Below are 22,194 nucleotides of genomic sequence, written 5' to 3'. Positions count from 1 at the left end.
ACGAGCTGCGCCCGGTGGCGGCGGCGGTCGGCGTGCCGCTGGCCGGCGCGGAGTGGGACGGCGCGCCCGCGCACGCCCGGGCCGACCTGGTGATCTCCACCGTGCCGAAGGGCGTGGCCGATCCGCTCGCCGACAACTTCGACTGGCGGCCGGAGTCGGTCTTCTTCGACGTGGTCTACGACCCGTGGCCCACGCCGCTCGCGGCGGCGGCGCTGGCCGCCGGGTGCCGGGTGGTCTCCGGGTTGGACCTGCTGCTGGCTCAGGCGGTCGGGCAGTTCGAGCATTTCACCGGCGTGGCCGCCCCGCGCGCCGCGATGCGCGCCGCGCTTGCGGTTTAAGGAAGGGCCCCTTCTTAACGCCTCTGGTAGAGGAAGGGCCCCCTGTTAACACCACCGCCGCCTGGTGGGAGATCAGCGTGCGGAGGTGGCCTGTCCGGTGGGCGGGACGCGGCGACCGGCGTACGGCGGTGACCACCCGGCGTGACACACTGACCGCTGTGTTGCGCTGGCTGACTGCAGGTGAATCGCACGGACCCGCCCTCGTCGCGTTGCTGGAGGGGGTGCCCGCCGGCATCGAGGTGACCACCGGGGAGATCTCCGGCGAGCTGGCCCGGCGCCGGCTCGGCTACGGCCGGGGCGCCCGGATGTCGTTCGAGCAGGACGAGGTCGAGATCATCGGCGGGCTCCGGCACGGCGTGACGCTGGGCAGCCCGGTGGCGATCCGGGTCGGCAACTCCGAGTGGCCGAAGTGGCGCACCGTGATGGCCGCCGACCCGGTCGACCCGGAGGAGCTGGCGAGCCAGGCCCGCAACGCGCCCCTGACCCGTCCCCGTCCGGGTCACGCCGACCTGGCCGGCATGCAGAAGTATGGGCACACCGACGCCCGGCCGATCCTGGAGCGTGCCAGCGCCCGGGAGACCGCCGCCCGGGTCGCCGTCGGCACGGTCGCCAAGGCGCTCGTCCGGCAGGCGCTCGGCGTCGAGATCGTCTCCCACGTGGTGGAGCTGGGGCCGGTGGCGGTGAAGCCCGGCCTGCGGCCCACGCCGGAGGACGCGGCCCGGATCGACGCCGACCCGCTGCGTTGCCTCGACGCCGAGGCCAGCGCGCGGATGGTCGCCGAGGTCGACGCCGCGAAGAAGGCGGCCGACACGCTCGGCGGCGTGGTCGAGGTGCTCGCGTACGGGGTGCCGCCGGGCCTGGGCAGCCACGTGCAGTGGGACCGCAAGCTCGACGCCCGGCTGGCCACCGCGCTGATGTCGATCCAGGCGATCAAGGGCGTGGAGATCGGTGACGGGTGGCAGCAGGCCCGCTCCCGCGGCTCCGAGGCGCACGACGAAATCATGCCGACGGCGACCGGGGTACGCCGGGTGACCGACCGGGCGGGCGGCCTGGAGGGCGGCATCACCACCGGTGAGCCGCTGCGGGTGAAGGCGGCGATGAAGCCGATCTCGTCGCTGAACCGGGCCCTCGCGACGATCGACGTGACCACCGGTGAGCCGGCCACCGCGATCAACCAGCGGTCCGACGTGTGCGCCGTGCCGGCCGCGGCGGTGGTCGCCGAGGCCATGGTGGCGCTGGTGCTGGCCGAGGCCGCGGTGGAGAAGTTCGGCGGCGACTCGATCGCCGAGATGCGGCGCAACCTGGCCAGCTACCTCGACAGCCTGGTCGTCAAATGAGTACCCGACCGGTCTGCGTGCTGGTCGGGGCGCCGGGCTCCGGCAAGACCACGGTGGGGACCGCGCTCGCCGCCGCGCTCGGTGTCGATTTCCGGGACACCGACGCCGACATCGAGCGGCAGGCCGGCAAGCCGATCCCGGAGATCTTCGTCGACGAGGGCGAGGACCACTTCCGTACGCTGGAGCGGGCCGCGGTGGCGGCGGCGCTCGCCTCGCACGCCGGGGTGCTGGCGCTCGGCGGCGGCGCGGTCCTGGCCGAGGAGAACCGGGCCGCGCTGATCGGCCACACCGTGGTGCACCTGTCGGTGGAACTGCCCGACGCGATCAGGCGGGTCGGGTTGGGCGCCGGCCGGCCGCTGCTGGCGCTGAACCCGCGCGCCACCCTCAAGCACCTGCTGGACCAGCGCCGCCCGCTCTACGCCGAGGTGGCAACCGCGACCGTCGTCACCGACGGGCGTACCCCGGAGGAGCTGGCCACCGAGATCGCCGCGCTGCTCAAACCCTGACCACGGTCCGCCCCCGGCCTGCCGCGCGGTCGGGGCGACGTTGGCCGGGTGGCGGGAGTCACCGGCCGACCATGGGGTCGGCGTGCGGCCGTCCGCCCGCCGCGTGGTGCGGTGCGGCAGAACCGGGAGCGGTCCGCGGTCCGTGGTGGACCCGTTCGTGCTGGTCAGGCCCGGGCCGGCGCGGGCCGGCCGGCCGAGTGGTCGGCCGGACGGCGGGCCGGGCGTTCCGGTCGCCAGGTGGCGAGCAGGGCGAGCGCGAGCGCGAGCTCGGCCAGGTCGCCGAGGTAGTACATCAGGGTGGCGCCGGCACGCAGCTCGGCGGCGCCGGCCGGCACGTCGACGAGGACGCCGGCGTAGAGCAGTTGGGCGATCGTCGCGTGCGCGGCGACCCCGACGCCGAGCACCACCAGCCGGACCGGCACCCGGGGGCGGTGCGGGCCGGGGTCCGGCCCCGCGATCGACCAGGCGAAGAGGCAACCGCTGAGCAGGAAGTGGGCCTGCACCAGCGTGTGCAGGACCGGGTTGTCCAGGGTGGCCCGGTAGAGCGGGGTCAGGTAGAGCAGCCACAGGCCGCCGGCGGTCAGCAGCAGACCGGTCGCCGGGTGACCGAGCACCCGCGCGACCGGGTGCCGGAGCACGTGCACCAGCCGGCGTCCGGCGCGCCGGTCCAGGGCCCGCAGCACCAACGTGACCGGCGCGCCGAGGACCAGGGCCAGCGGCGCCAGCATGCCGATCAGCAGGTGCTGCCACATGTGCCCGACGAAGTCGTCGGCCGGCCGCAGCAGCCCGACGGCCACCAGCAGCGTGCCCAGCCCGAAGCTCGCGGTGCGCCCGTGCGCCCAGCCCGGCCCGCCGGGGGCGCGCAGCCGCAACGCGGTGGCCAGGTAGGCCCAGAACAGCACCGGCGGGACCAACGCGGTCGCCGGGAACGCACCGGCGGCGTGCCCGGCGTGGGTGAGGGTCACCGACGCTCCGGCGCGCAGAGGTCGACCCCGTCGGCCCGCCGCTGGATCGCCCACCCGACCGCGATCAGGATCCCGCCGAGGGCGAGGAAGCCCAGGTCCCACCAGGTCTGGTACGTGCCGGTCCGGACGTGGTGGATGCCGAGCAGGTGGTGGTCGACGATCCCCTCGACCAGGTTGAACAACCCCCAGCCGACCAGGACCCAGCCCCAGAGCATCGGCGAGCGCCAGAGCCGGCCCCGGGAGTGGGTGACCCGGGCGTACAGCAGGGCCAGCCCGGTCAGCACCGCCACCCAGGTGACCACGTGGAACAGGCCGTCCCAGAGCGTGTTCATCTGCAACCCCGGCACGGTGTCGACCGGGTAGTCCCTGATTCCCACCCGGTCGGTGTCGGTGCTGCTGAGCATGTGGTGCCACTGGAGGACCTGGTGCAGTGCGATGCCGTCGACGAAGCCGCCCAGCCCGATGCCGAGGATCGTGGCGGGGAGCCGGATGCTCGTGCGGTGCGTGCTCTCGCTCATCCGGCCGCCCTAACCGGGGCACGCGCGGACAAACGCCCCACGGAGTGGACAGTCGCCGCGCCGGGGCCGGGCGCTGGACTAGGCTGCCGGCGATGGACGAGGTGACCCGGATCCCGGTCGGCGGCGAACGGCCGTACGACGTGCTGGTGGGACGCGACCTGCTCGACCCGCCGCCCCGGCTGCTGCCGGGCGCGGAGCGGGTGGCCTTCCTGTACGCGCCGCCGCTGAAGGCGCTCGCCGAGCGGCTCGCCGAGCGGGTCCGCGCCGACGGCGTGGCGCCGCTGCTGGTGGAGGTTCCCGACGCCGAGGCGGGCAAGCACGTCGACGTGGCGGCCGCCTGCTGGGACCGGCTGGGCGCGGCGGGCTTCACCCGTACCGACGCGGTGGTCGGGGTGGGCGGCGGCGCGGTCACCGACCTGGCCGGCTTCGTCGCGGCCAGTTGGCTGCGCGGCGTGCGCTGGGTGCCGGTCGCGACGTCGCTGCTCGGCATGGTCGACGCCGCGGTCGGCGGCAAGACCGGGATCAACACGGCGGCCGGCAAGAACCTGGTCGGCGCGTTCCACCCGCCGGTCGGCGTGCTGGCCGACCTGGCGACGCTGGACAGCCTGCCCCCCGCCGACCTGGCCGCCGGGATGGCCGAGGTGGTCAAGTGCGGGTTCATCGCCGACCCGGTGATCCTCGACCTGGTGGAGCGGAATCCGGCCGCCGCGCTGGACCCGACCGGCCCGGTGACCCGCGAGCTGGTCGAGCGCGCGGTGCGGGTCAAGGCCGACGTGGTCGCCGGTGACCTGCGCGAGTCCGGGGTACGGGAGGTGCTCAACTACGGGCACACCCTCGCCCACGCGATCGAGAAGGTGGAGGGCTACCGCTGGCGGCACGGGCATGCCGTCGCGGTCGGGCTGGTCTACGCCGCCACCCTGGCGCGGCTCGCCGGCAGGCTCGACGAGGAGACCGCGCGTCGGCATCGGGACGTGCTGGCGGCGCTCGACCTGCCCACCGGCTACCGGGCGGACGCCTGGCCCGAGCTGCTCGCCGCGATGCGGGTGGACAAGAAGGCCCGGGGCAGCCGGCTGCGGTTCGTGGTGCTGGACGGGCTCGCCCGTCCGGCGATCCTGGAGGCGCCGTCGGACGAGCTGCTCGCCGAGGCGTACCGGGAGATCAGCTCGTGAGGGTCTACGTGCTCAACGGGCCGAACCTGGGCCGGCTCGGCACCCGCCAGGTCGACGTCTACGGCGTGACCAGTTACGCCGAGCTGGTGGCCGACTGCGAGCGGACCGGTCGTGAGCTGGGACTGGACGTGGTGGTCCGGCAGACCGACGCCGAGCACGAGCTGCTGGGCTGGCTGCACCGGGCGGCCGACGAGGAGGCGGCGGTGGTGCTCAACCCGGCCGCCTGGTCGCACTACTCGATCGCGGTCCGCGACGCCTGCGCCCTGCTGCGCGGCCCCCTGGTGGAGGTGCACATCTCCAACATCCACGCCCGCGAGGAGTTCCGGCACCACTCGGTGGTCTCCGCCGTGGCCACCGGGGTGATCTGCGGTCTGGGCGTGGACGGCTACCGGCTCGCCCTGCACCACCTGGCGCTCCGGCTCGGCGCCGGCGCCTGACGCTGCGTCACCTGGGGCCCGGGTCCGATTCGACACAGCTAGTAGACTTGGCGGGTCTGTCCGCCAATTGATGATCAAGGCAGGAAATGGCCACCACCAACGACCTGAAGAACGGCCTGGTACTCAACCTGGACGGCGAGCTGTGGGCCGTCGTCGAGTTCCAGCACGTCAAGCCCGGTAAGGGTGGTGCCTTCGTGCGCACCACGCTGAAGAACGTGCTGTCCGGCAAGGTGGTCGACAAGACCTTCAACGCGGGCACCAAGGTCGAGACGGCGACCGTGGACAAGCGCACCATGCAGTACCTGTACGCCGACGGCGAGGACTTCGTCTTCATGGATCTGGAGACGTTCGACCAGATCACCGTCATGGGCGGCGTCGTCGGCGAGGCCGCCAACTACCTCCTCCCCGAGGCCGAGGCGACCGTCGCCACCCACGAGGGCGTCCCGCTCTACATCGAGCTGCCGACCTCGGTCGTGCTCGAGGTCACCTACACCGAGCCGGGCCTGCAGGGCGACCGGTCGACCGGCGGCACCAAGCCGGCCACCGTCGAGACGGGCGCCACCGTCGGAGTGCCGCTGTTCATCACCACCGGTGAGAAGATCAAGGTCGACACGCGCGACGGCCGCTACCTCGGCCGAGCCTGATGGCCGAGGGTCCGAAGCAGCAGATGCCGGCGCGCCGCAAGGCGCGCAAGCGGGCGCTGGACGTGCTCTTCGAGGCCGACCTGCGGGACCGTCCCCCGGTCGAGGTCCTGGCCGGCTACCTGGAGCGGATCGAGCGGCCCCACCCCGACCACCTCGGCTACGCGGTCGGGCTGGTCGAGGGCGTCGCGGCGCACCTCGACCGGATCGACGAGACGATCGCCAGCTACGCCGAGGGGTGGACGCTGGACCGGATGCCGGTGGTCGACCGCAACCTGGCCCGGATCGCCGTCTACGAGCTGCTCTACGTCGACGAGATCGACGACGCGGTGGCGATCAGCGAGGCCGTCGAGCTGGCCCGGCAGATGTCGACCGACGACTCGCCCCGGTTCCTCAACGGCATCCTCGGCCGCATCGCCGAGTACGCCACGCGCTGACGCGCCGCAACGACGAAGGGCCCGTGCCGGACGGCACGGGCCCTTTCGACGTACGGGTGGGTCAGGACGCGAAGAACGCCCGCGGGTCGGCGACCAGCACGCCGTGCTCGGTCAGCCGCTCGATCAGACCCGACGGCGAGGCGTCGTAGACGATGGCGAGGGCGCGCAGGTCGTCGGCGCGGATGGAGAGCACCCGGCCGTTGTAGTCACCACGCTGCTGCTGGATGGCGCGGGCGTAGCGGGCCACGTACGCGAGGTCCTCGGAGGCCTCGTCGTAGAGCCGCTCCAGGTCCAGCACGATCTTGCTGGTGGGCTCGTGACGCACCCCACTGCCGTCGGGCAGCAGCTCCGAGACGGGAACGCGGTAGAAGTCGGCCAGCTCCGCCAGGCGGGACACGGTGACGGCGCGGTCGCCGCGCTCGTACGAGCCGACCACCACGGCCTTCCACCGCCCGTTCGACTTCTCCTCCACCCCCTGCAGGGACAGCCCCTGCTGCTGGCGGATGGAGCGCAGGCGGGCGCCCAGCGACTTGGCGTATTCAGAGGGCATTCGGACACTCCCAGTGCTGCTCGGGGTTCTCCCAGCTATCGCTACGGAGCGTGACGGTACGGGGATTGCGACACGTGGTCAAGTGTTGCTCTCCACCGGCTCCGGGGGGCCGGTGTGGCTTGTCCGCATTTCTCCGGGCTGACCAGCAGGTCAGGACCGCCGACGGTGGGCCCGGTGACCGCTGGTAACGTGGCGTGAAGCCCCGTCCGGGCCCTCGCGGGTCCGCCGGAGTCGATCAGACGTCCTTTAACGACCCGTCCCGTGAGGCGGGGAAGGAGGTCCGCCGTGGCCTACCCACCGGCTGCCCATTCGTCGCCGCCGCGACAACCCTCGGTGAAGGTGATCCTCGCCGCCGCCGACGTCTCGCGGGTGGTCGACCGCATCGCCCACCAGATCCTGGAGAAGACCCAGGGCGCCGCCGACACCGTGCTGCTCGGCATCCCCACCCGGGGCGTGCCCCTGGCGAAGCGGCTCGCCGCCCGGATCAGCACCTTCGAGGACGTGACCGTCCCGGTCGGCGTGCTCGACATCACCCTCTACCGCGACGACCTGCGCCGGCACGCCACCCGCGCGGTCGGCCCGACCGACCTGCCGCCCGGCGGGATCGACGGCAAGCGGGTCGTCCTCGTCGACGACGTGCTCTTCTCCGGCCGCACCGTGCGGGCCGCGCTGGACGCGCTCAGCGACGTCGGCCGCCCGGCGTCCGTGCAGCTCGCCGTCCTGGTCGACCGCGGGCACCGCCAGCTGCCGATCCGCGCCGACTACGTGGGCAAGAACATCCCGACCGCGCTGGCCGAGAACGTCAAGGTCACCCTCGCCGAGACCGACGGCACCGACGAGGTACGTCTGTTCGGAGGTGCCCACTCATGATCCGTCACCTGCTCTCCGGCGCGGACCTGGACGCCGACACCGCCACCCTGGTCCTGGACACCGCGGCCGAGATGGCCACCGTGGCCGGCCGCGAGGTCAAGAAGCTGCCCGCCCTGCGCGGCCGCACGGTGGTCAACCTCTTCTACGAGGACTCCACCCGGACCCGGATCTCGTTCGAGGCGGCCGCCAAGCGGCTCAGCGCCGACGTGATCAACTTCTCCGCCAAGGGCTCCAGCGTGGCCAAGGGGGAGAGCCTCAAGGACACCGCGCTGACCCTCCAGGCGATGGGCGCCGACGCGGTGGTCGTCCGGCACCCCGCCTCCGGCGCGCCGCACCGGCTGGCCGACTGGGTGGACGGGTCGGTGGTCAACGCCGGCGACGGCACCCACGAGCACCCCACCCAGGCGCTGCTCGACGCGTACACGATGCGGTCCCGGCTGGGCCGGCTCGCCGGCCTGCACGTGGCGATCGTCGGCGACGTGCTGCACTCCCGGGTGGCCCGCTCGAACGTGCTGCTGCTCAGCACGCTGGGCGCCAAGGTCACCCTGGTCGGCCCGCCGACGCTGATCCCCCGCGACATCTCCCCGGCGCTCGCCCCCGGTACCGACGTCTCCTACGACCTCGACACCGTTCTTCCCGGTGTGGACGTGGTGATGATGCTGCGGGTGCAGCGGGAACGGATGAGCGACTCCTACTTCCCCTCGGCCCGGGAGTACGCCCGCCGGTACGGGCTCGACGGGCCGCGCATGCGCCGGCTGCCCGAGCACGCGATCGTCATGCACCCCGGCCCGATGAACCGGGGGATGGAGATCACGCCCGAGGTGGCCGACTCGTCCCGCTCCACCATCGTCGAACAGGTCGCCAACGGGGTCTCCGTGCGGATGGCCGTCCTCTACCTGCTGCTCGGAGGGAACAACCGGTGACCGCGTACCTCATCAGGAACGTCCGTGTGCTCGACGGCGAGCCGACCGACCTGCTCGTCCGCGACGGTGTGGTGGCCGAGGTCGGCGCCGGCCTGACCGCCGGCGACGCCACGGTGCTCGACGCGACCGGGCTGGTCGCGCTGCCCGGCCTGGTCGACCTGCACACCCACCTGCGCGAGCCGGGCCGGGAGGACGCCGAGACGGTCGAGTCCGGGTCCCGGGCGGCGGCGCTCGGCGGCTACACGGCGGTGTGCGCGATGGCGAACACCTCGCCGGTCGCCGACACCGCCGGCGTGGTCGAGCAGGTCTGGCGGCTGGGCCGGGAGGCCGGCCTGGTCGACGTGCAGCCGATCGGCGCGGTCACCGTCGGGCTGGCCGGGGAGCGCCTGGCCGAGCTGGGCGCGATGGCCGACTCCGCGGCCCGGGTGCGGATCTTCTCCGACGACGGGCACTGCGTGTCGGACCCGCGGCTGATGCGCCGGGCGCTGGAGTACGTCAAGGCGTTCGACGGGGTGATCGCCCAGCATGCCGAGGAGCCCCGGCTCACCGAGGGTGCGCAGATGCACGAGGGCGAGGTCTCCACCCGGCTCGGGCTGACCGGCTGGCCGGCCGTCGCCGAGGAGGCGATCATCGCCCGGGATGTGCTGCTGGCCGAGCACGTCGGCAGCCGGCTGCACGTCTGCCACGTCTCCACCGCCGGCAGCGTCGAGGTGCTGCGGCAGGCCAAGGCGCGCGGGGTGCGGGTGACCGCCGAGGTGACGCCGCACCACCTGCTGCTGACCGACGAACGGGCCGAGACGTACGACCCGGTCTTCAAGGTCAACCCGCCGCTGCGTACCGCCACCGACGTCGCCGCGCTGCGGGAGGCACTGGCCGAGGGCGTGATCGACATCATCGCCACCGACCACGCGCCGCACGCCGTGGAGGACAAGGAGTGCGAGTGGGCGTACGCCCGGCCGGGCATGCTCGGCCTGGAGACGGCGCTGTCCATCGCGCTCGACGTGTTCGGTCCGCAGTGGGACCTGATCGCCGAGCGGATGTCCCGGGCGCCGGCCCGGATCGCCGGGCTGACCGGGCACGGCCTCGACCCGGCGCCCGGCGTACCGGCCAACCTGACCCTGGTGGACCCGGCCGCCCGCCGTGTGATCGAGCCGGCGGAGCTGGCCAGTCGCAGTCGCAACACCCCGTACGCCCGCATGACGCTGCCGGGTCGCATCGTGGCGACCTTCCTGCGCGGCGAGCCGACGGTCCTGGACGGAAAGGCAACCAAGTGAGTCGCAGGCGTTCAGCGATCCTCGTCCTGGAGGACGGGCGCACGTTCCACGGCGAGGCGTACGGCAGCGTCGGGGAGACCTTCGGCGAGGCGGTCTTCAACACCGGCATGACCGGCTACCAGGAGACGCTCACCGACCCCTCCTACCACCGTCAGGTGGTGGTGCAGACCGCGCCGCACATCGGCAACACCGGCGTCAACGCCGAGGACGACGAGTCCGGCCGGATCTGGGTGGCCGGGTACGTGGTGCGCGACCCGGCCCGGATCAGCTCGAACTGGCGGGCCGACGGCGGCCTGGAGGACCGGCTCGCCGCCGACGGTGTGGTCGGCATCAGCGGGGTGGACACCCGCGCGCTGACCCGGCACCTGCGCGAGCGCGGCGCGATGCGGGTCGGCGTCTCCAGCGTCGACGACGACCCGGCCGCGCTGCTGGAGCGGGTCCGCCGCTCGCCGCAGATGGTCGGCGCCGACCTGTCCGCCGAGGTGAGCACCGGGCAGCCGTACGTGGTGCAGGCGCAGGGCGAGCACCGGTTCACGGTGGCGGCGCTGGACCTGGGCATCAAGCGCAACGTGCCGCGCCGGCTCGCCGCCCGTGGCGTCACCACGCACGTGCTGCCGGCCGGCTCGACCATCGACGACCTGCTGGCCACCGGCGCGGACGCGGTGTTCTTCTCGCCCGGCCCGGGCGACCCGGCGACCGCCGACGGCCCGGTGGCCCTCGCGCGGGAGGTGCTGACCCGGCGGATCCCGCTGTTCGGCATCTGCTTCGGCAGCCAGATCCTCGGCCGGGCGCTCGGCTTCGGTACCTACAAGCTGGGATACGGCCACCGCGGCATCAACCAGCCGGTGCTCGACCGGGCCACCGGCAAGGTCGAGGTGACCAGCCACAATCACGGCTTCGCGGTGCAGATGCCGGGTGCCGTGGACGGGGCCGTGGTGCCGGATCAGGTGATCCAGACCGAGTTCGGTGGTGTCCGGGTCTCCCATGTCTGCCTCAATGACAACGTGGTCGAGGGGCTGCGGGCCGTGGACGTGCCCGCCTTCACCGTCCAGTACCACCCGGAGGCGGCGGCCGGCCCGCACGACGCGGACTACCTGTTCGACCGCTTCGCCGAGTTGATCGAAGGCGGCAAGAATGCCTAAGCGGACCGACCTGAAGCACGTCCTGGTGATCGGCTCCGGGCCGATCGTGATCGGACAGGCCTGCGAGTTCGACTACTCCGGCACCCAGGCCTGCCGGGTGCTGCGCAGCGAGGGGATCCGGGTCAGCCTGGTCAACTCGAACCCGGCGACGATCATGACCGACCCGGAGTTCGCCGACGCCACCTACGTCGAGCCGATCACCCCGGAGTTCGTCGAGCTGGTCATCGCCAAGGAGCGCCCGGACGCGCTGCTGCCCACCCTGGGCGGGCAGACCGCGCTGAACACCGCGGTCGCCCTGCACGAGGCGGGCGTGCTGGAGAAGTACGGCGTCGAGCTGATCGGCGCCAACATCGAGGCGATCAACCGGGGTGAGGACCGCCAGCTGTTCAAGGACATCGTCGCCAAGGCTGGCGTACGCCTGGGCCTGGACGACCCGTCCACGCTGACCCCGCGCTCGCGGGTCTGCCACTCGATGGACGAGGTCCGGGACACCGTCGCCGAGCTGGGCCTGCCGGTGGTCATCCGCCCGTCGTTCACCATGGGCGGCCTCGGTTCCGGCATGGCGCACACCGACGAGGACCTGGAGCGCATCGCCGGCGCCGGGCTGGCCGCCAGCCCGGTGCACGAGGTGCTCATCGAGGAGAGCGTGCTCGGCTGGAAGGAGTACGAGCTCGAACTGATGCGCGACCGCCACGACAACGTGGTGGTGGTCTGCTCGATCGAGAACGTCGACCCGATGGGCGTGCACACCGGCGACAGCGTCACCGTCGCGCCGTCGATGACGCTCACCGACCGGGAGTACCAGCGGCTGCGTGACCTCGGCATCGCGGTGCTGCGCGAGGTCGGCGTGGACACCGGTGGCTGCAACATCCAGTTCGCGGTGAACCCGGCCGACGGCCGGATCGTCGTGATCGAGATGAACCCGCGGGTGTCGCGCTCCTCGGCGCTGGCGTCCAAGGCCACCGGCTTCCCGATCGCCAAGATCGCCGCGAAGCTCGCCATCGGCTACACGCTCGACGAGATCCCCAACGACATCACCCTCAAGACGCCCGCGGCGTTCGAGCCGACGCTCGACTACGTGGTGGTGAAGATTCCCCGGTTCGCGTTCGAGAAGTTCCCCGGCGCCGACCCGGAGCTGACCACCACCATGAAGTCGGTGGGCGAGGCGATGAGCCTGGGCCGCAACTTCACCGAGGCGCTGAACAAGGCGATGCGCTCGATGGAGACCAAGGCGTCCGGTTTCTGGACCACTGCGGACCCGGAGGGCGCGACGAAGGAGAACACCCTCGCCGCACTGCGGATGCCGCACGACGGCCGGCTCTACACCGTCGAGCGGGCGCTGCGCCTGGGCGCGTCGATCGCCGAGGTGTCCGAGGCCTCAGGCGGCATGGACCCGTGGTTCCTGGACCAGATCGCCGCGCTGGTCGAGCTGCGCGCCGAGATCGTGGACGCGCCGGTGCTCGACGCCGGCCTGCTGCGCCGGGCCAAGCGGGCCGGTCTGTCCGACCGGCAGCTCGCCGCGCTGCGTCCCGAGCTGGCCGCCGAGGACGGCGTGCGCACGCTGCGCCACCGGCTCGGGATCCGGCCGGTCTACAAGACTGTCGACACCTGCGCGGCCGAGTTCGAGGCGACCACGCCCTACCACTACTCGACGTACGACCAGGAGACGGAGGTGGCGCCCTCGGACCGGCCGAAGGTGCTCATCCTCGGCTCCGGTCCGAACCGGATCGGGCAGGGCATCGAGTTCGACTACTCGTGCGTGCACGCCGTCCAGGCCCTGCGGGGCGTGAACTACGAGACGGTCATGGTCAACTGCAACCCGGAGACCGTCTCCACCGACTACGACACCGCCGACCGGCTCTACTTCGAGCCGCTGACGTTCGAGGACGTGCTGGAGGTCTGGCACGCCGAGGACAGCTCCGGCAAGGCGGCCGGTGGACCGGGCGTGGTCGGGGTGGTCGTCCAGCTCGGCGGCCAGACCCCGCTGGGCCTGGCCCAGCGGCTCAAGGACGCCGGGGTGCCGATCGTCGGCACCTCCCCGGAGTCGATCCACCTGGCCGAGGAGCGGGGCGCGTTCGGCGCGGTGCTGGCCCGGGCCGGGCTGCGGGCGCCCGCGCACGGCATGGCCACCTCGTACGACGAGGCGAAGGCGATCGCCGACGAGATCGGGTACCCGGTGCTGGTCCGGCCGTCGTACGTGCTCGGCGGCCGGGGTATGGAGATCGTCTACGACGACGCCACGCTGCGCGACTACATCGGCCGGGCCACCGCCATCTCGCCGGACCGCCCGGTGCTCGTCGACCGGTTCCTCGACGACGCCATCGAGATCGACGTGGACGCGCTCGTCGACGCCGACGGCGACGTCTACCTGGGCGGCGTGATGGAGCACATCGAGGAGGCCGGCATCCACTCCGGCGACTCGTCCTGCGCGTTGCCGCCGATCACGCTTGCCGGCTCGCACCTGGCCCAGGTGCGCCGCTACACCGAGGAGATCGCCCGCGGCGTCGGGGTGCGCGGCCTGCTCAACGTGCAGTACGCGTTGCAGGGCGACACGCTCTACGTGCTGGAGGCCAATCCGCGCGCCTCCCGGACCGTCCCGTTCGTGTCGAAGGCCACGGCGGTGCCGCTGGCCAAGGCGGCGGCCCGGATCGCGCTCGGTGCCACCATCGCGCAGCTGCGCGCCGAGGGGATGCTGCCGCCCACCGGCGACGGCGGCACCATGCCGGCCGACGCGCCGATCGCGGTCAAGGAGGCGGTGCTGCCGTTCAAGCGGTTCCGTACCCCGGCCGGCAAGGGCATCGACGTGCTCCTCGGCCCGGAGATGCGGTCCACCGGCGAGGTGATGGGCATCGACACCGGCTTCGGCCGGGCGTTCGCCAAGTCGCAGGCCGCCGCGTACGGGTCGCTGCCGACCGCCGGGAAGATCTTCGTCTCGGTGGCGAACCGGGACAAGCGCGGGATGATCTTCCCGATCAAGCGGCTGGCGGACCTCGGGTTCGAGATCGTCGCCACCACCGGCACGGCCGAGGTGCTGCGCCGGCACGGCATCGCCTGCGAGCAGATCCGCAAGCACTACGAGTCGGGCGAGGGGGCGGACGCGGTCTCGCTGATCCTCGGCGGCGACGTGGCGCTGGTGGTCAACACCCCGCAGGGCTCGGGCGCGAGCGCCCGCTCCGACGGCTACGAGATCCGCAGCGCCGCCGTCACCGCCGACATCCCGTGCGTCACCACCGTCCCCGGCGCCGCCGCCGCGGTGATGGGCATCGAGGCGAGGATCAACGGCGACCTCCAGGTCCGCCCCCTCCAGGACCTGCACGCCGCGCTCCGGGCCGGCGAGTGACCACCCCGACGCCCGCGTCGATCATGAAGTTGGCGGCGGCTGAGGAGATCCCCGTCGCCGTCAACCTCATGACCAACGGTCCGGGGGGTGCGCGGTGATGTTCGAGCGGGTGGTGCGGCCCCGGCTGTTCGCCCTGGGGGGCGGGGACGCGGAGGCGGCGCACGAGTGGACCCTCGCGCGGCTGGCCGCGCTGTCCCGGCGGCCGGCGGTGCTGGCGGCCCTGCGCCGGACGTACTTCCGGGCCGCGCCGCGCGAGGTGTTCGGGGTGCGCTTCCCGAACCCGGTCGGACTGGCCGCCGGCATGGACAAGAACGGTCTGGCGCTGCCGGCCTGGCCGGCGCTCGGCTTCGGTTTCGTCGAGGTCGGCACCGTGACCGCGCACGCCCAACCGGGCAACCCGCGGCCCCGGCTGTTCCGGCTGCCCGACAGCGAGGCCGTGGTCAACCGGATGGGCTTCAACAACGCCGGCGCGGACGCCCTGGCCGCCCGGCTGGCGGCCCTGCGGCGCCCGCTCGGTGTGCCGCTGGGCATCTCGCTGGGCAAGTCCAAGGTGACCCCGCTGGACGAGGCGGTCGAGGACTACCTGGCCTCCTACCGGGCGCTCAAGGGGCACGGCGACTACTTCGCGGTCAACGTGTCCTCGCCGAACACCCCGGGCCTGCGGTCGCTGCAGGACCGGTCCCATCTGGACGCCCTGCTCGCCGCGCTGGTGGGCGAGAAGCCGGTGCTGGTGAAGATCGCGCCGGACCTCACCGAGCCGGCCGTCGCGGAGCTGCTGGAGGTGTGCCTGGACCGGGGCGCGGCCGGCGTCATCGCCACCAACACCACGCTGGGCCGGGACGGGCTCGCCCCGGCCGACCGGGCGCGTGGCGCCGAGGCGGGCGGCCTGTCCGGCCGGCCGCTGACCGACCGCGCCCGGAAGATGGTCGACTTCGTGCACCGCGAGACCGGGGGCCGGCTGCCGGTGATCGGCGTCGGCGGCATCCTCGACCCCGACGACGCGACCCGGATGTTCGACGCCGGCGCCGCCCTGGTGCAGCTCTACACCGGCTTCATCTTCCGCGGCCCCGCCCTGACCCGCGCCATCACCCGCACCACCCGTTGACCCCGGTTCGCGCGATCTTGCAGTTTCGGCCCCGGCATACCGCTCATCCCGGGCGCGACACGGGCCGAAACCGCAAGATCGCCTGGGAGGGGCGAAGGAGGAGAGTCCGTGACGCCCGAGGAGATCCTCACCCTTGACCGGCGGCACGTGTGGCATCCCTACTCGGGGCTGCCGGCGGCCGGCGCGCCGCTGGTGGTCGACAGCGCCGCGGGGGTACGGCTGCGGCTGGCGGACGGGCGGGAGCTGGTCGACGGCATGTCGTCCTGGTGGGCGGCGATCCACGGCTACCGGCACCCGGTGCTGGACGCCGCGGTGACCGACCAGCTCGGCCGGATGAGCCACGTGATGTTCGGCGGCCTCACCCACGAGCCCGCGGTACGCCTGGCGCACACCCTGGTCGAGCTGGCCCCGGACGGGCTGGAACACGTCTTCCTGGCCGACTCCGGCTCGGTGAGCGTCGAGGTCGCGGTGAAGATGTGCCTGCAGTACCAGCGCGCCGTGGGACGCCCGCAGCGCCGTCGCCTGGGCACCTGGCGGGGCGGCTACCACGGGGACACGTTCCACCCGATGAGCGTCTGCGACCCGGAGGGCGGCATGCACCACCTGTGGGGCGACGTGCTGCCCCGGCAGGTGTTCGCGCCGGCGCCGCCCGCCGGCTTCGACGCGGCGCCCGATCCGGCGTACGAGGCGGCGCTTGTGGACGCGGTGGAGCGGCACGCCGACGAGCTGGCCGCGGTGATCGTCGAGCCGGTGGTCCAGGGCGCCGGCGGGATGCGGTTCCACCACCCGCACTACCTGCGGGTACTGCGCGAGGTGACCCGGCGGCACGGCATCCTGCTGGTGTTCGACGAGATCGCCACCGGGTTCGGCCGGACCGGCCGGATGTTCGCCGCCGAGCACGCCGGGGTCACGCCGGACGTGCTCTGCGTCGGCAAGGCGCTCACCGGCGGCTACCTGACGCTGGCGGCGGCGCTGTGCACCCCCGAGGTGGCCCGGGCGATCTCGGCCGACGGCGTGCTGGCACACGGTCCGACGTTCATGGGCAACCCGCTCGCCTGCGCGGTCGCCAACGCCTCCCTGGGCCTGCTGCGGGCCGGGGAGTGGTCGGGGCGGGTGGCGGGCATCGCCGCGGGCCTGCGGGCCGGCCTGGAGCCGCTGCGCGGCACGCCGGGCGTGGCCGACGTCCGGGTGCTCGGCGCGATCGGCGTGGTGCAACTGGACCACGAGGTGGACCTGCCGCGGGCGACCGCCGCCGCGGTGGAGGAAGGGGTGTGGCTGCGTCCGTTCCGGGACCTGGTCTACACCATGCCGCCGTACGTCTGCGACGAGGCGGACGTGGCCCGGATCGCGGCCGGCGTGGCCGCCGCGGTCAAGGCCGGCTGAGTCCCGGCCGGACGGTCGGGGTCGGCCGAGGACGGCCGGGGACGAGCTGGACGCGACGGGAGGACCGTCGCCGGACACCGAGGCGGCTCCGGCCGCCGGATGAGGGAGATGCGATGGAGACGTTCGGCGCCCGCCTGCACCGGGCCGTGGCGGAGCGGGGACCGCTCTGCGTGGGGATCGACCCGCACCCGGGACTGCTCGCCGACTGGGGGCTGCCCGACGACGTCGAAGGGCTCGAACGGTTCAGTCGCACCGTGGTGGAGGCGATCGGGGACCGGGTGGCCGTGGTCAAGCCGCAGTCGGCGTTCTTCGAGCGCTTCGGCGCGCGGGGTGTCGGCGTGCTTGAGTCAACTATCCGACAGTTGCGAAATGCAGGCGCGCTCGTTCTCCTCGACGTCAAGCGTGGTGACATCGGTTCGACGGTCCGCGCGTACGCGTCGGCGTACCTTGATCCATCCAGCCCGCTGTATGTCGACGCGGTCACGGCGAGTCCCTACCTGGGGGTAGGTTCGCTCGCCCCGATGTTCGAGTTGGCCGCCGCGCACGGCGGTGGGGTGTTCGTCCTGGCGCTCACCTCGAACCCCGAGGGCGCCGCCGTGCAGCGTGCCGTGGCCGCCGACGGGCGCACCGTGGCGCAGACCGTGATCGACGAGATTTCCCAGCTCAACCGGGGTGCGGAGCCGCTCGGCAGCATCGGTCTGGTGGTCGGCGCGACCATCGGTGAGACCGGTCACGACCTCGGTGCGGTCAACGGCCCGCTGCTCGCGCCGGGCCTCGGTGCGCAGGGCGGGACACCCGCCGGGCTGCGGGACGTCTTCGGCGCCGCCCTGCCGTCGGTGCTGCCGTCGTACTCGCGTGAGGTGCTGGGCGCGGGGCCGGACCGGGAGGCCCTGCGGGCCGCCACCGAGCGGGTGCTGGCCGAGTGCCGGGCCGCCCTGACCACCGCCTGACTGACTGACGGCTCCGTCACTTTCCGTTGATCATCGCGCGTCCACGTTGCCGAAAACTCCGTTGACCGCTAGTTTTCCCCGCGCTGGGAACCACGGACCCCTTTGGTTGCCAGCGACACCACGTTTCACAGCTGCGGTGGGGCGCTCCGCCCGCCGTACTAGGGACCTGAGGAGAACTGGTGCCGCTCCCGTCACTGACCCCCGAACAGCGCGCTGCCGCGCTGGAGAAGGCCGCGGAGATCCGCAAGGCCCGCGCTGAGCTGAAGGAGCAGCTCAAGCAGGGCAAGACCACCCTCGCCACCGTCCTCGAGCGGGCCGAGTCCGACGACGTCGTGGGCAAGCTGAAGGTTTCGGCAGTGCTCCAGGCGATGCCGGGCATCGGCAAGATCCGGGCCACCCAGATCATGGAGAAGCTCAAGATCGCCGACAGCCGTCGCCTGCGCGGCCTCGGCGAGCAGCAGCGGAAGGCGCTGCTCGGAGAGTTCGCCGCCAACTGAACGGCCCACCGTGTAGAAACAAGCGGTGAGCACGGATGACGAGGCGCGCTCGGCGGCTCGGCTCACTGTCCTTTCCGGCCCTTCCGGGGCCGGTCGGGGGAGTGTCGTCGAGTTGGTCCGGGCGCGCCTCGCGTCCGTGTGGGTGCCGGTGGTCGCCACCACGCGACCGCCGCGCCCGGGCGAGCGGGACGGCGTGGACCGGCTCTTCCTCGACCCGGCCGGCTTCGACCGGCTGATCGCGGCCGGCGAGCTGCTGGAGTGGTGCCGGATCGGGCCGTACCGGCGGGGCGTGCCCCGGGCGGAGGTGTGGGGCCGGCTCGCGCAGGGCTGCCCGGTGCTGCTGCCGCTGGACCTGGCCGGTGCGCTCGCCGTGCGGGCCGTGGCGCCGCAGGCCCGGCTGGTGCTGCTCGCGCCGCCGGGGTACCGGGCCGACCCGGCGCTTGCGGCCGTCTTCACCCACGCCGTGGCGCACGACCGCACCGAGCGTGCCGCCACCGAGCTGGTAGGATTGCTCGGTTCGTCATTCCTGGCCCCGGCCCGACCGCCTCCCGGCGGTTGAGCGGCCCGCCAGCCGGTCACCGCCTCCTGGGCGGCGCACGAGACGCAGAGGTTTGAATTCGTGGGATCCATCGCCACCAACCCCGAGGGCATCACCAACCCGCCGATCGACGAGCTGCTCGAGAAGACCACCTCGAAGTACGCGCTGGTCATCTTCGCCGCCAAGCGTGCCCGCCAGGTCAACGCCTACTACAGCCAGCTCGGTGAGGGCCTGCTGGAGTACGTCGGCCCGCTGGTGGAGACCACCCCGCAGGAGAAGCCGCTCTCCATCGCGATGCGGGAGATCAACGCGGGCCTGCTCACCGCCGAGCCGACCGACCAGCCGTAGTCCCGCGCGCGCCGATGCCCGCCGAGATCGTCCTCGGGGTCGGCGGTGGCATCGCCGCCTACAAGGCGTGTGAGCTGCTCCGACTCTTCACCGAGTCGGGTCACCGGGTCCGGGTCGTGCCGACCGCGTCGGCGCTCCGCTTCGTCGGGGCGCCGACCTGGGCGGCCCTCTCCGGCCAGCCGGTCGCCGACGACGTCTGGTCCGACGTGCACGAGGTGCCGCACGTGCGGCTCGGACAGCACGCCGACCTGGTCGTGGTGGCGCCGGCCACCGCCGACCTGCTCGCCAAGGCCGCGCACGGCCTCGCCGACGACCTGCTCACCAACACGCTGCTGACCGCCCGTTGCCCGGTGGTGCTCGCCCCGGCCATGCACACCGAGATGTGGGAGCACCCCGCGACCGTGGCCAACGTGGCCACGCTGCGTTCCCGGGGCGTACGGGTGATCGAGCCGGCGGTCGGCCGCCTGACCGGGCGGGACACCGGCAAGGGCCGCCTGCCCGACCCGGCGGAGATCTTCGCCGTCGCCCGGCGCGCGCTGGCCCGCGGCGCGGCCGCCCCGGCCGACCTGGCCGGCCGGCACGTGGTGGTCACCGCCGGCGGCACCCGCGAGCCGCTCGACCCGGTCCGCTTCCTCGGCAACCGGTCCTCCGGCAAGCAGGGGTACGCGTTCGCGCGCGCCGCCGTGGCCCGGGGCGCCCGGGTCACGCTGGTGTCGGCGAACGTGGCCCTCGCCGACCCGGCCGGCGCGGATCTGGTCCGGGTGGGCACCACCGAGGAGTTGCGCGCGGCCACGCTGGCGGCGGCCGCCGACGCGGACGCCGTGGTGATGGCCGCCGCGCCCGCCGACTTCCGTCCGGCCAGCTACGCGACCGGGAAGATCAAGAAGTCGGAGGACGGCGTCGCGCCGGCGATCGAGCTGGTCACGAACCCGGACATCGCCGCCGAACTGGGCCGGGACCGCCGGCCCGGGCAGGTGCTGGTGATCTTCGCCGCGGAGACCGACGACGCCGAGGCCAACGGCCGGGCCAAGCTCGCCCGCAAGCGCGCCGACCTGATCGTGGTCAACGAGGTGGGTGTCGACAAGGTCTTCGGCGCGGAGACCAACGCGGCCACCGTGATCGGGGCCGACGGGGCCGTGCACCGGCTCCCCGAGCAGCCCAAGGAGGACCTGGCCGACGCCGTCTGGGATCTCGTGGTCACCCGACTGGGCCAGCCGTCCTGACGGTTGGTCGGCTCGCCGTTCCCGGGCCCGCACGGGAACGCGGGCGACTAAACTGCCGCCGAGCGACCTTACAGTCTTCACATGCTTAGGAGTGCCGTGACACGTCTCTTCACGTCCGAATCGGTCACGGAGGGCCACCCGGACAAGATCGCCGACCAGATCAGCGACGGCATCCTCGACGCGCTGCTCGCCCAGGACCCGCACAGCCGGGTCGCGGTCGAGACGCTGATCACCACCGGGCAGGTGCACGTCGCCGGCGAGGTGACCACGAAGGCGTACGCCGACATCCCGACCATCGTGCGGGAGACCATCCTCGGCATCGGCTACGACTCGTCGAAGAAGGGCTTCGACGGCGCGTCCTGCGGCGTGAGCGTGTCCATCGGCGCGCAGTCGCCGGACATCGCCCAGGGCGTGGACAACGCGTTCGAGCTGCGCACCGGCGGCTCGGAGAGCGCGCTGGACGCGCAGGGCGCGGGCGACCAGGGCATGATGTTCGGCTTCGCCTGCTCCGAGACGCCCGAGCTGATGCCGCTGCCGATCGCGCTGGCGCACCGGCTGGCCCGCCGGCTCGCCGCGGTCCGCAAGGACGGCACCGTCCCCTACCTGCGTCCGGACGGCAAGACCCAGGTCACGATCGAGTACGACGGCCTGCGGCCGGTGCGCCTGGACACGGTCGTCGTGTCCAGCCAGCACGCCGCGGACATCTCGCTGGAGTCGCTGCTCACGCCGGACGTGCGGGAGCACGTCATCACGCCGGAGCTGGAGGGCCTGGGTCTGGCGACCGAGGGCTACCGGCTGCTGGTCAACCCGACCGGGCGGTTCGAGATCGGCGGCCCGATGGGCGACGCCGGCCTGACCGGCCGCAAGATCATCGTGGACACCTACGGCGGGTACGCCCGGCACGGCGGCGGCGCGTTCTCCGGCAAGGACCCGTCGAAGGTGGACCGGTCCGCCGCGTACGCGATGCGCTGGGTGGCCAAGAACGTGGTCGCCGCCGGCCTGGCCGAGCGGTGCGAGGCGCAGGTCGCGTACGCGATCGGCAAGGCCCACCCGGTGAGCCTGTTCATCGAGACGTTCGGCACCGAGACCGTGGCGGTGGCCTCGATCGAGAAGGCGGTGGCCGAGGTGTTCGACCTGCGGCCGGCCGCGATCATCCGCGACCTCAACCTGCTGCGCCCGATCTACCAGCAGACCGCCGCGTACGGCCACTTCGGCCGGGAGCTGGCGGACCTGACCTGGGAGAGCACCGAGCGGGCCGCCGACCTCAAGTCGGCCGCGGGAGCCTGACCGCCACCACGCGTCGCGACCGGCGACCCGCCGAGGGGTCGCCGGTCGCTCGCGTCTGCGTGGACGTGCCGCTGCCGCACCTCGACCGCCCGTTCGACTACCTGGTCCCCGAGACGCTCGACGCCGACGCCCGGCCCGGGGTGCGGGTGAAGGTCCGGTTCGCCGGACAGCTCGTCGACGGTTGGCTGCTGGAGCGCGTCGCCGAGTCGACGCACCCGAAGCTGGCGTACCTGGAGAAGGTCGTCTCCCCGGTGCCGGTGCTCTCCCCGGAGGTGGCTCGGCTGGCCCGGGCGGTCGCCGACCGGTACGCCGGGAGCCTGGCCGACGTGCTCCGCCTCGCCGTGCCGCCCCGGCACGCCCGCGCCGAGAAGGCCGTCACCGCCGACGACGCGCCCGCCGACCTCGCCCGGGACGCC

Annotated in this window: 24 protein-coding genes; 21 read left to right on the top strand and 3 right to left on the bottom strand. The window is 73.2% G+C overall.

Annotated elements, in window-relative coordinates; translation table 11 throughout:
- The 3 genes from HUW36_RS06970 to HUW36_RS06960 all read left to right on the top strand — a co-directional run.
- Window positions 1-338 (top strand): Rossmann-fold NAD(P)-binding domain-containing protein (locus HUW36_RS06970; protein ID WP_484502579.1); only part of this gene is annotated, 338 nt, incomplete at its 5' end.
- A gap of 158 nt (window positions 339-496) precedes the next feature.
- Window positions 497-1,675, top strand: a complete 1,179-nt coding sequence (gene aroC, locus HUW36_RS06965) for a chorismate synthase (RefSeq protein ID WP_174527363.1) — start codon at window positions 497-499, stop codon at window positions 1,673-1,675.
- Window positions 1,672-2,181, top strand: coding sequence for a shikimate kinase (locus HUW36_RS06960; RefSeq protein WP_174527362.1), 510 nt, complete (start codon window positions 1,672-1,674; stop codon window positions 2,179-2,181). Before aroC ends, HUW36_RS06960 begins: the two co-directional genes overlap by 4 nt.
- Before the next feature lie 164 nt (window positions 2,182-2,345).
- Here HUW36_RS06960 and HUW36_RS06955 read toward each other — a convergent pair whose 3' ends face one another.
- Complete coding sequence (locus HUW36_RS06955; RefSeq protein ID WP_174527361.1) at window positions 2,346-3,146, bottom strand: cytochrome c oxidase assembly protein; 801 nt, start codon at window positions 3,144-3,146, stop codon at window positions 2,346-2,348.
- Window positions 3,143-3,664, bottom strand: coding sequence for a DUF2243 domain-containing protein (locus HUW36_RS06950; RefSeq protein WP_174527360.1), 522 nt, complete (start codon window positions 3,662-3,664; stop codon window positions 3,143-3,145). Before HUW36_RS06950 ends, HUW36_RS06955 begins: the two co-directional genes overlap by 4 nt.
- A 92-nt stretch (window positions 3,665-3,756) precedes the next feature.
- Between HUW36_RS06950 and aroB the strand changes: the two genes are divergently transcribed.
- From aroB to nusB, 4 genes are all read left to right on the top strand, one after another.
- Window positions 3,757-4,833 (top strand): 3-dehydroquinate synthase, encoded by a 1,077-nt coding sequence (aroB, locus tag HUW36_RS06945; RefSeq protein WP_174527359.1) that lies wholly within the window; start codon window positions 3,757-3,759, stop codon window positions 4,831-4,833.
- On the top strand, window positions 4,830-5,270 hold the full coding sequence (gene aroQ, locus HUW36_RS06940; protein WP_174527358.1) for a type II 3-dehydroquinate dehydratase: 441 nt from the start codon (window positions 4,830-4,832) through the stop codon (window positions 5,268-5,270). Before aroB ends, aroQ begins: the two co-directional genes overlap by 4 nt.
- An 86-nt stretch (window positions 5,271-5,356) precedes the next feature.
- Window positions 5,357-5,914, top strand: coding sequence for an elongation factor P (efp, locus tag HUW36_RS06935; RefSeq protein WP_174527357.1), 558 nt, complete (start codon window positions 5,357-5,359; stop codon window positions 5,912-5,914).
- A gap of 23 nt (window positions 5,915-5,937) precedes the next feature.
- Complete coding sequence (nusB, locus tag HUW36_RS06930; RefSeq protein ID WP_174527364.1) at window positions 5,938-6,348, top strand: transcription antitermination factor NusB; 411 nt, start codon at window positions 5,938-5,940, stop codon at window positions 6,346-6,348.
- 61 nt (window positions 6,349-6,409) lie between these two features.
- Here the strand turns inward: nusB and bldD are convergent, their stop codons facing one another.
- The gene (bldD, locus tag HUW36_RS06925) at window positions 6,410-6,898 is read right to left on the bottom strand and encodes a transcriptional regulator BldD (RefSeq protein WP_013285505.1); all 489 of its coding nucleotides are present in this window, start codon (window positions 6,896-6,898) and stop codon (window positions 6,410-6,412) included.
- 285 nt (window positions 6,899-7,183) lie between these two features.
- On the opposite strand from bldD, the gene pyrR reads away from it, so the two are divergent.
- The 14 genes from pyrR to HUW36_RS06855 all read left to right on the top strand — a co-directional run.
- Complete coding sequence (gene pyrR, locus HUW36_RS06920; RefSeq protein ID WP_174527356.1) at window positions 7,184-7,768, top strand: bifunctional pyr operon transcriptional regulator/uracil phosphoribosyltransferase PyrR; 585 nt, start codon at window positions 7,184-7,186, stop codon at window positions 7,766-7,768.
- On the top strand, window positions 7,765-8,691 hold the full coding sequence (locus HUW36_RS06915) for an aspartate carbamoyltransferase catalytic subunit (RefSeq protein WP_091578045.1): 927 nt from the start codon (window positions 7,765-7,767) through the stop codon (window positions 8,689-8,691). The genes pyrR and HUW36_RS06915 overlap by 4 nt, the downstream gene beginning before the upstream one ends.
- Window positions 8,688-9,965: a dihydroorotase gene (locus tag HUW36_RS06910; protein WP_174527355.1), complete on the top strand. Its 1,278-nt coding sequence runs from the start codon at window positions 8,688-8,690 to the stop codon at window positions 9,963-9,965. Before HUW36_RS06915 ends, HUW36_RS06910 begins: the two co-directional genes overlap by 4 nt.
- On the top strand, window positions 9,962-11,107 hold the full coding sequence (carA, locus tag HUW36_RS06905; protein ID WP_174527354.1) for a glutamine-hydrolyzing carbamoyl-phosphate synthase small subunit: 1,146 nt from the start codon (window positions 9,962-9,964) through the stop codon (window positions 11,105-11,107). Before HUW36_RS06910 ends, carA begins: the two co-directional genes overlap by 4 nt.
- Complete coding sequence (gene carB / locus HUW36_RS06900; RefSeq protein ID WP_174527353.1) at window positions 11,100-14,447, top strand: carbamoyl-phosphate synthase large subunit; 3,348 nt, start codon at window positions 11,100-11,102, stop codon at window positions 14,445-14,447. Before carA ends, carB begins: the two co-directional genes overlap by 8 nt.
- 94 nt (window positions 14,448-14,541) lie before the next feature.
- Complete coding sequence (locus tag HUW36_RS06895; RefSeq protein WP_174527352.1) at window positions 14,542-15,552, top strand: quinone-dependent dihydroorotate dehydrogenase; 1,011 nt, start codon at window positions 14,542-14,544, stop codon at window positions 15,550-15,552.
- Window positions 15,553-15,660: 108 nt separating this feature from the next.
- Window positions 15,661-16,935 carry an adenosylmethionine--8-amino-7-oxononanoate transaminase gene (locus HUW36_RS06890; protein WP_174527351.1) on the top strand — a complete coding sequence of 425 codons (1,275 nt, stop codon included), beginning with the start codon at window positions 15,661-15,663 and terminating at the stop codon, window positions 16,933-16,935.
- 113 nt (window positions 16,936-17,048) lie between these two features.
- Window positions 17,049-17,885 carry an orotidine-5'-phosphate decarboxylase gene (gene pyrF, locus HUW36_RS06885; RefSeq protein WP_174527350.1) on the top strand — a complete coding sequence of 279 codons (837 nt, stop codon included), beginning with the start codon at window positions 17,049-17,051 and terminating at the stop codon, window positions 17,883-17,885.
- Between the two features lie 179 nt (window positions 17,886-18,064).
- Window positions 18,065-18,382, top strand: a complete 318-nt coding sequence (gene mihF / locus HUW36_RS06880; RefSeq protein ID WP_013285515.1) for an integration host factor, actinobacterial type — start codon at window positions 18,065-18,067, stop codon at window positions 18,380-18,382.
- Window positions 18,383-18,407: 25 nt separating this feature from the next.
- On the top strand, window positions 18,408-18,941 hold the full coding sequence (locus HUW36_RS06875; protein WP_174527349.1) for a guanylate kinase: 534 nt from the start codon (window positions 18,408-18,410) through the stop codon (window positions 18,939-18,941).
- A 60-nt stretch (window positions 18,942-19,001) separates the two neighbouring features.
- Window positions 19,002-19,268 carry a DNA-directed RNA polymerase subunit omega gene (gene rpoZ / locus HUW36_RS06870; RefSeq protein ID WP_013285517.1) on the top strand — a complete coding sequence of 89 codons (267 nt, stop codon included), beginning with the start codon at window positions 19,002-19,004 and terminating at the stop codon, window positions 19,266-19,268.
- A 14-nt stretch (window positions 19,269-19,282) separates the two neighbouring features.
- The gene (gene coaBC / locus HUW36_RS06865) at window positions 19,283-20,491 is read left to right on the top strand and encodes a bifunctional phosphopantothenoylcysteine decarboxylase/phosphopantothenate--cysteine ligase CoaBC (protein ID WP_174527348.1); all 1,209 of its coding nucleotides are present in this window, start codon (window positions 19,283-19,285) and stop codon (window positions 20,489-20,491) included.
- A gap of 96 nt (window positions 20,492-20,587) precedes the next feature.
- Window positions 20,588-21,778 carry a methionine adenosyltransferase gene (gene metK / locus HUW36_RS06860; protein WP_246247936.1) on the top strand — a complete coding sequence of 397 codons (1,191 nt, stop codon included), beginning with the start codon at window positions 20,588-20,590 and terminating at the stop codon, window positions 21,776-21,778.
- A gap of 59 nt (window positions 21,779-21,837) precedes the next feature.
- Window positions 21,838-22,194: primosomal protein N' family DNA-binding protein (locus HUW36_RS06855; protein ID WP_484502578.1), on the top strand; the 357-nt coding region annotated here is incomplete at its 3' end.

The sequence above is a fragment of the Micromonospora maritima genome, assembly GCF_902825405.1.
GTDB classification, from domain to species: Bacteria; Actinomycetota; Actinomycetes; order Mycobacteriales; family Micromonosporaceae; genus Micromonospora; species Micromonospora maritima.
This window is presented reverse-complemented; position numbering and strand designations above follow the sequence as displayed.

Bases quoted from the DNA above. Each gene is read 5' to 3' on its own strand.
- HUW36_RS06960 (WP_174527362.1), top strand. From the start codon at position 1,672: ATGAGTACCCGACCGGTCTGCGTGCTGGTCGGGGCGCCGGGCTCCGGC.
- aroB (WP_174527359.1), top strand. From the start codon at position 3,757: ATGGACGAGGTGACCCGGATCCCGGTCGGCGGCGAACGGCCGTACGAC.
- HUW36_RS06950 (WP_174527360.1), bottom strand. From the start codon at position 3,664: ATGAGCGAGAGCACGCACCGCACGAGCATCCGGCTCCCCGCCACGATC.
- pyrF (WP_174527350.1), top strand. From the start codon at position 17,049: ATGGAGACGTTCGGCGCCCGCCTGCACCGGGCCGTGGCGGAGCGGGGA.
- coaBC (WP_174527348.1), top strand. From the start codon at position 19,283: ATGCCCGCCGAGATCGTCCTCGGGGTCGGCGGTGGCATCGCCGCCTAC.
- bldD (WP_013285505.1), bottom strand. From the start codon at position 6,898: ATGCCCTCTGAATACGCCAAGTCGCTGGGCGCCCGCCTGCGCTCCATC.
- nusB (WP_174527364.1), top strand. From the start codon at position 5,938: ATGCCGGCGCGCCGCAAGGCGCGCAAGCGGGCGCTGGACGTGCTCTTC.
- HUW36_RS06915 (WP_091578045.1), top strand. From the start codon at position 7,765: ATGATCCGTCACCTGCTCTCCGGCGCGGACCTGGACGCCGACACCGCC.
- efp (WP_174527357.1), top strand. From the start codon at position 5,357: ATGGCCACCACCAACGACCTGAAGAACGGCCTGGTACTCAACCTGGAC.
- carB (WP_174527353.1), top strand. From the start codon at position 11,100: ATGCCTAAGCGGACCGACCTGAAGCACGTCCTGGTGATCGGCTCCGGG.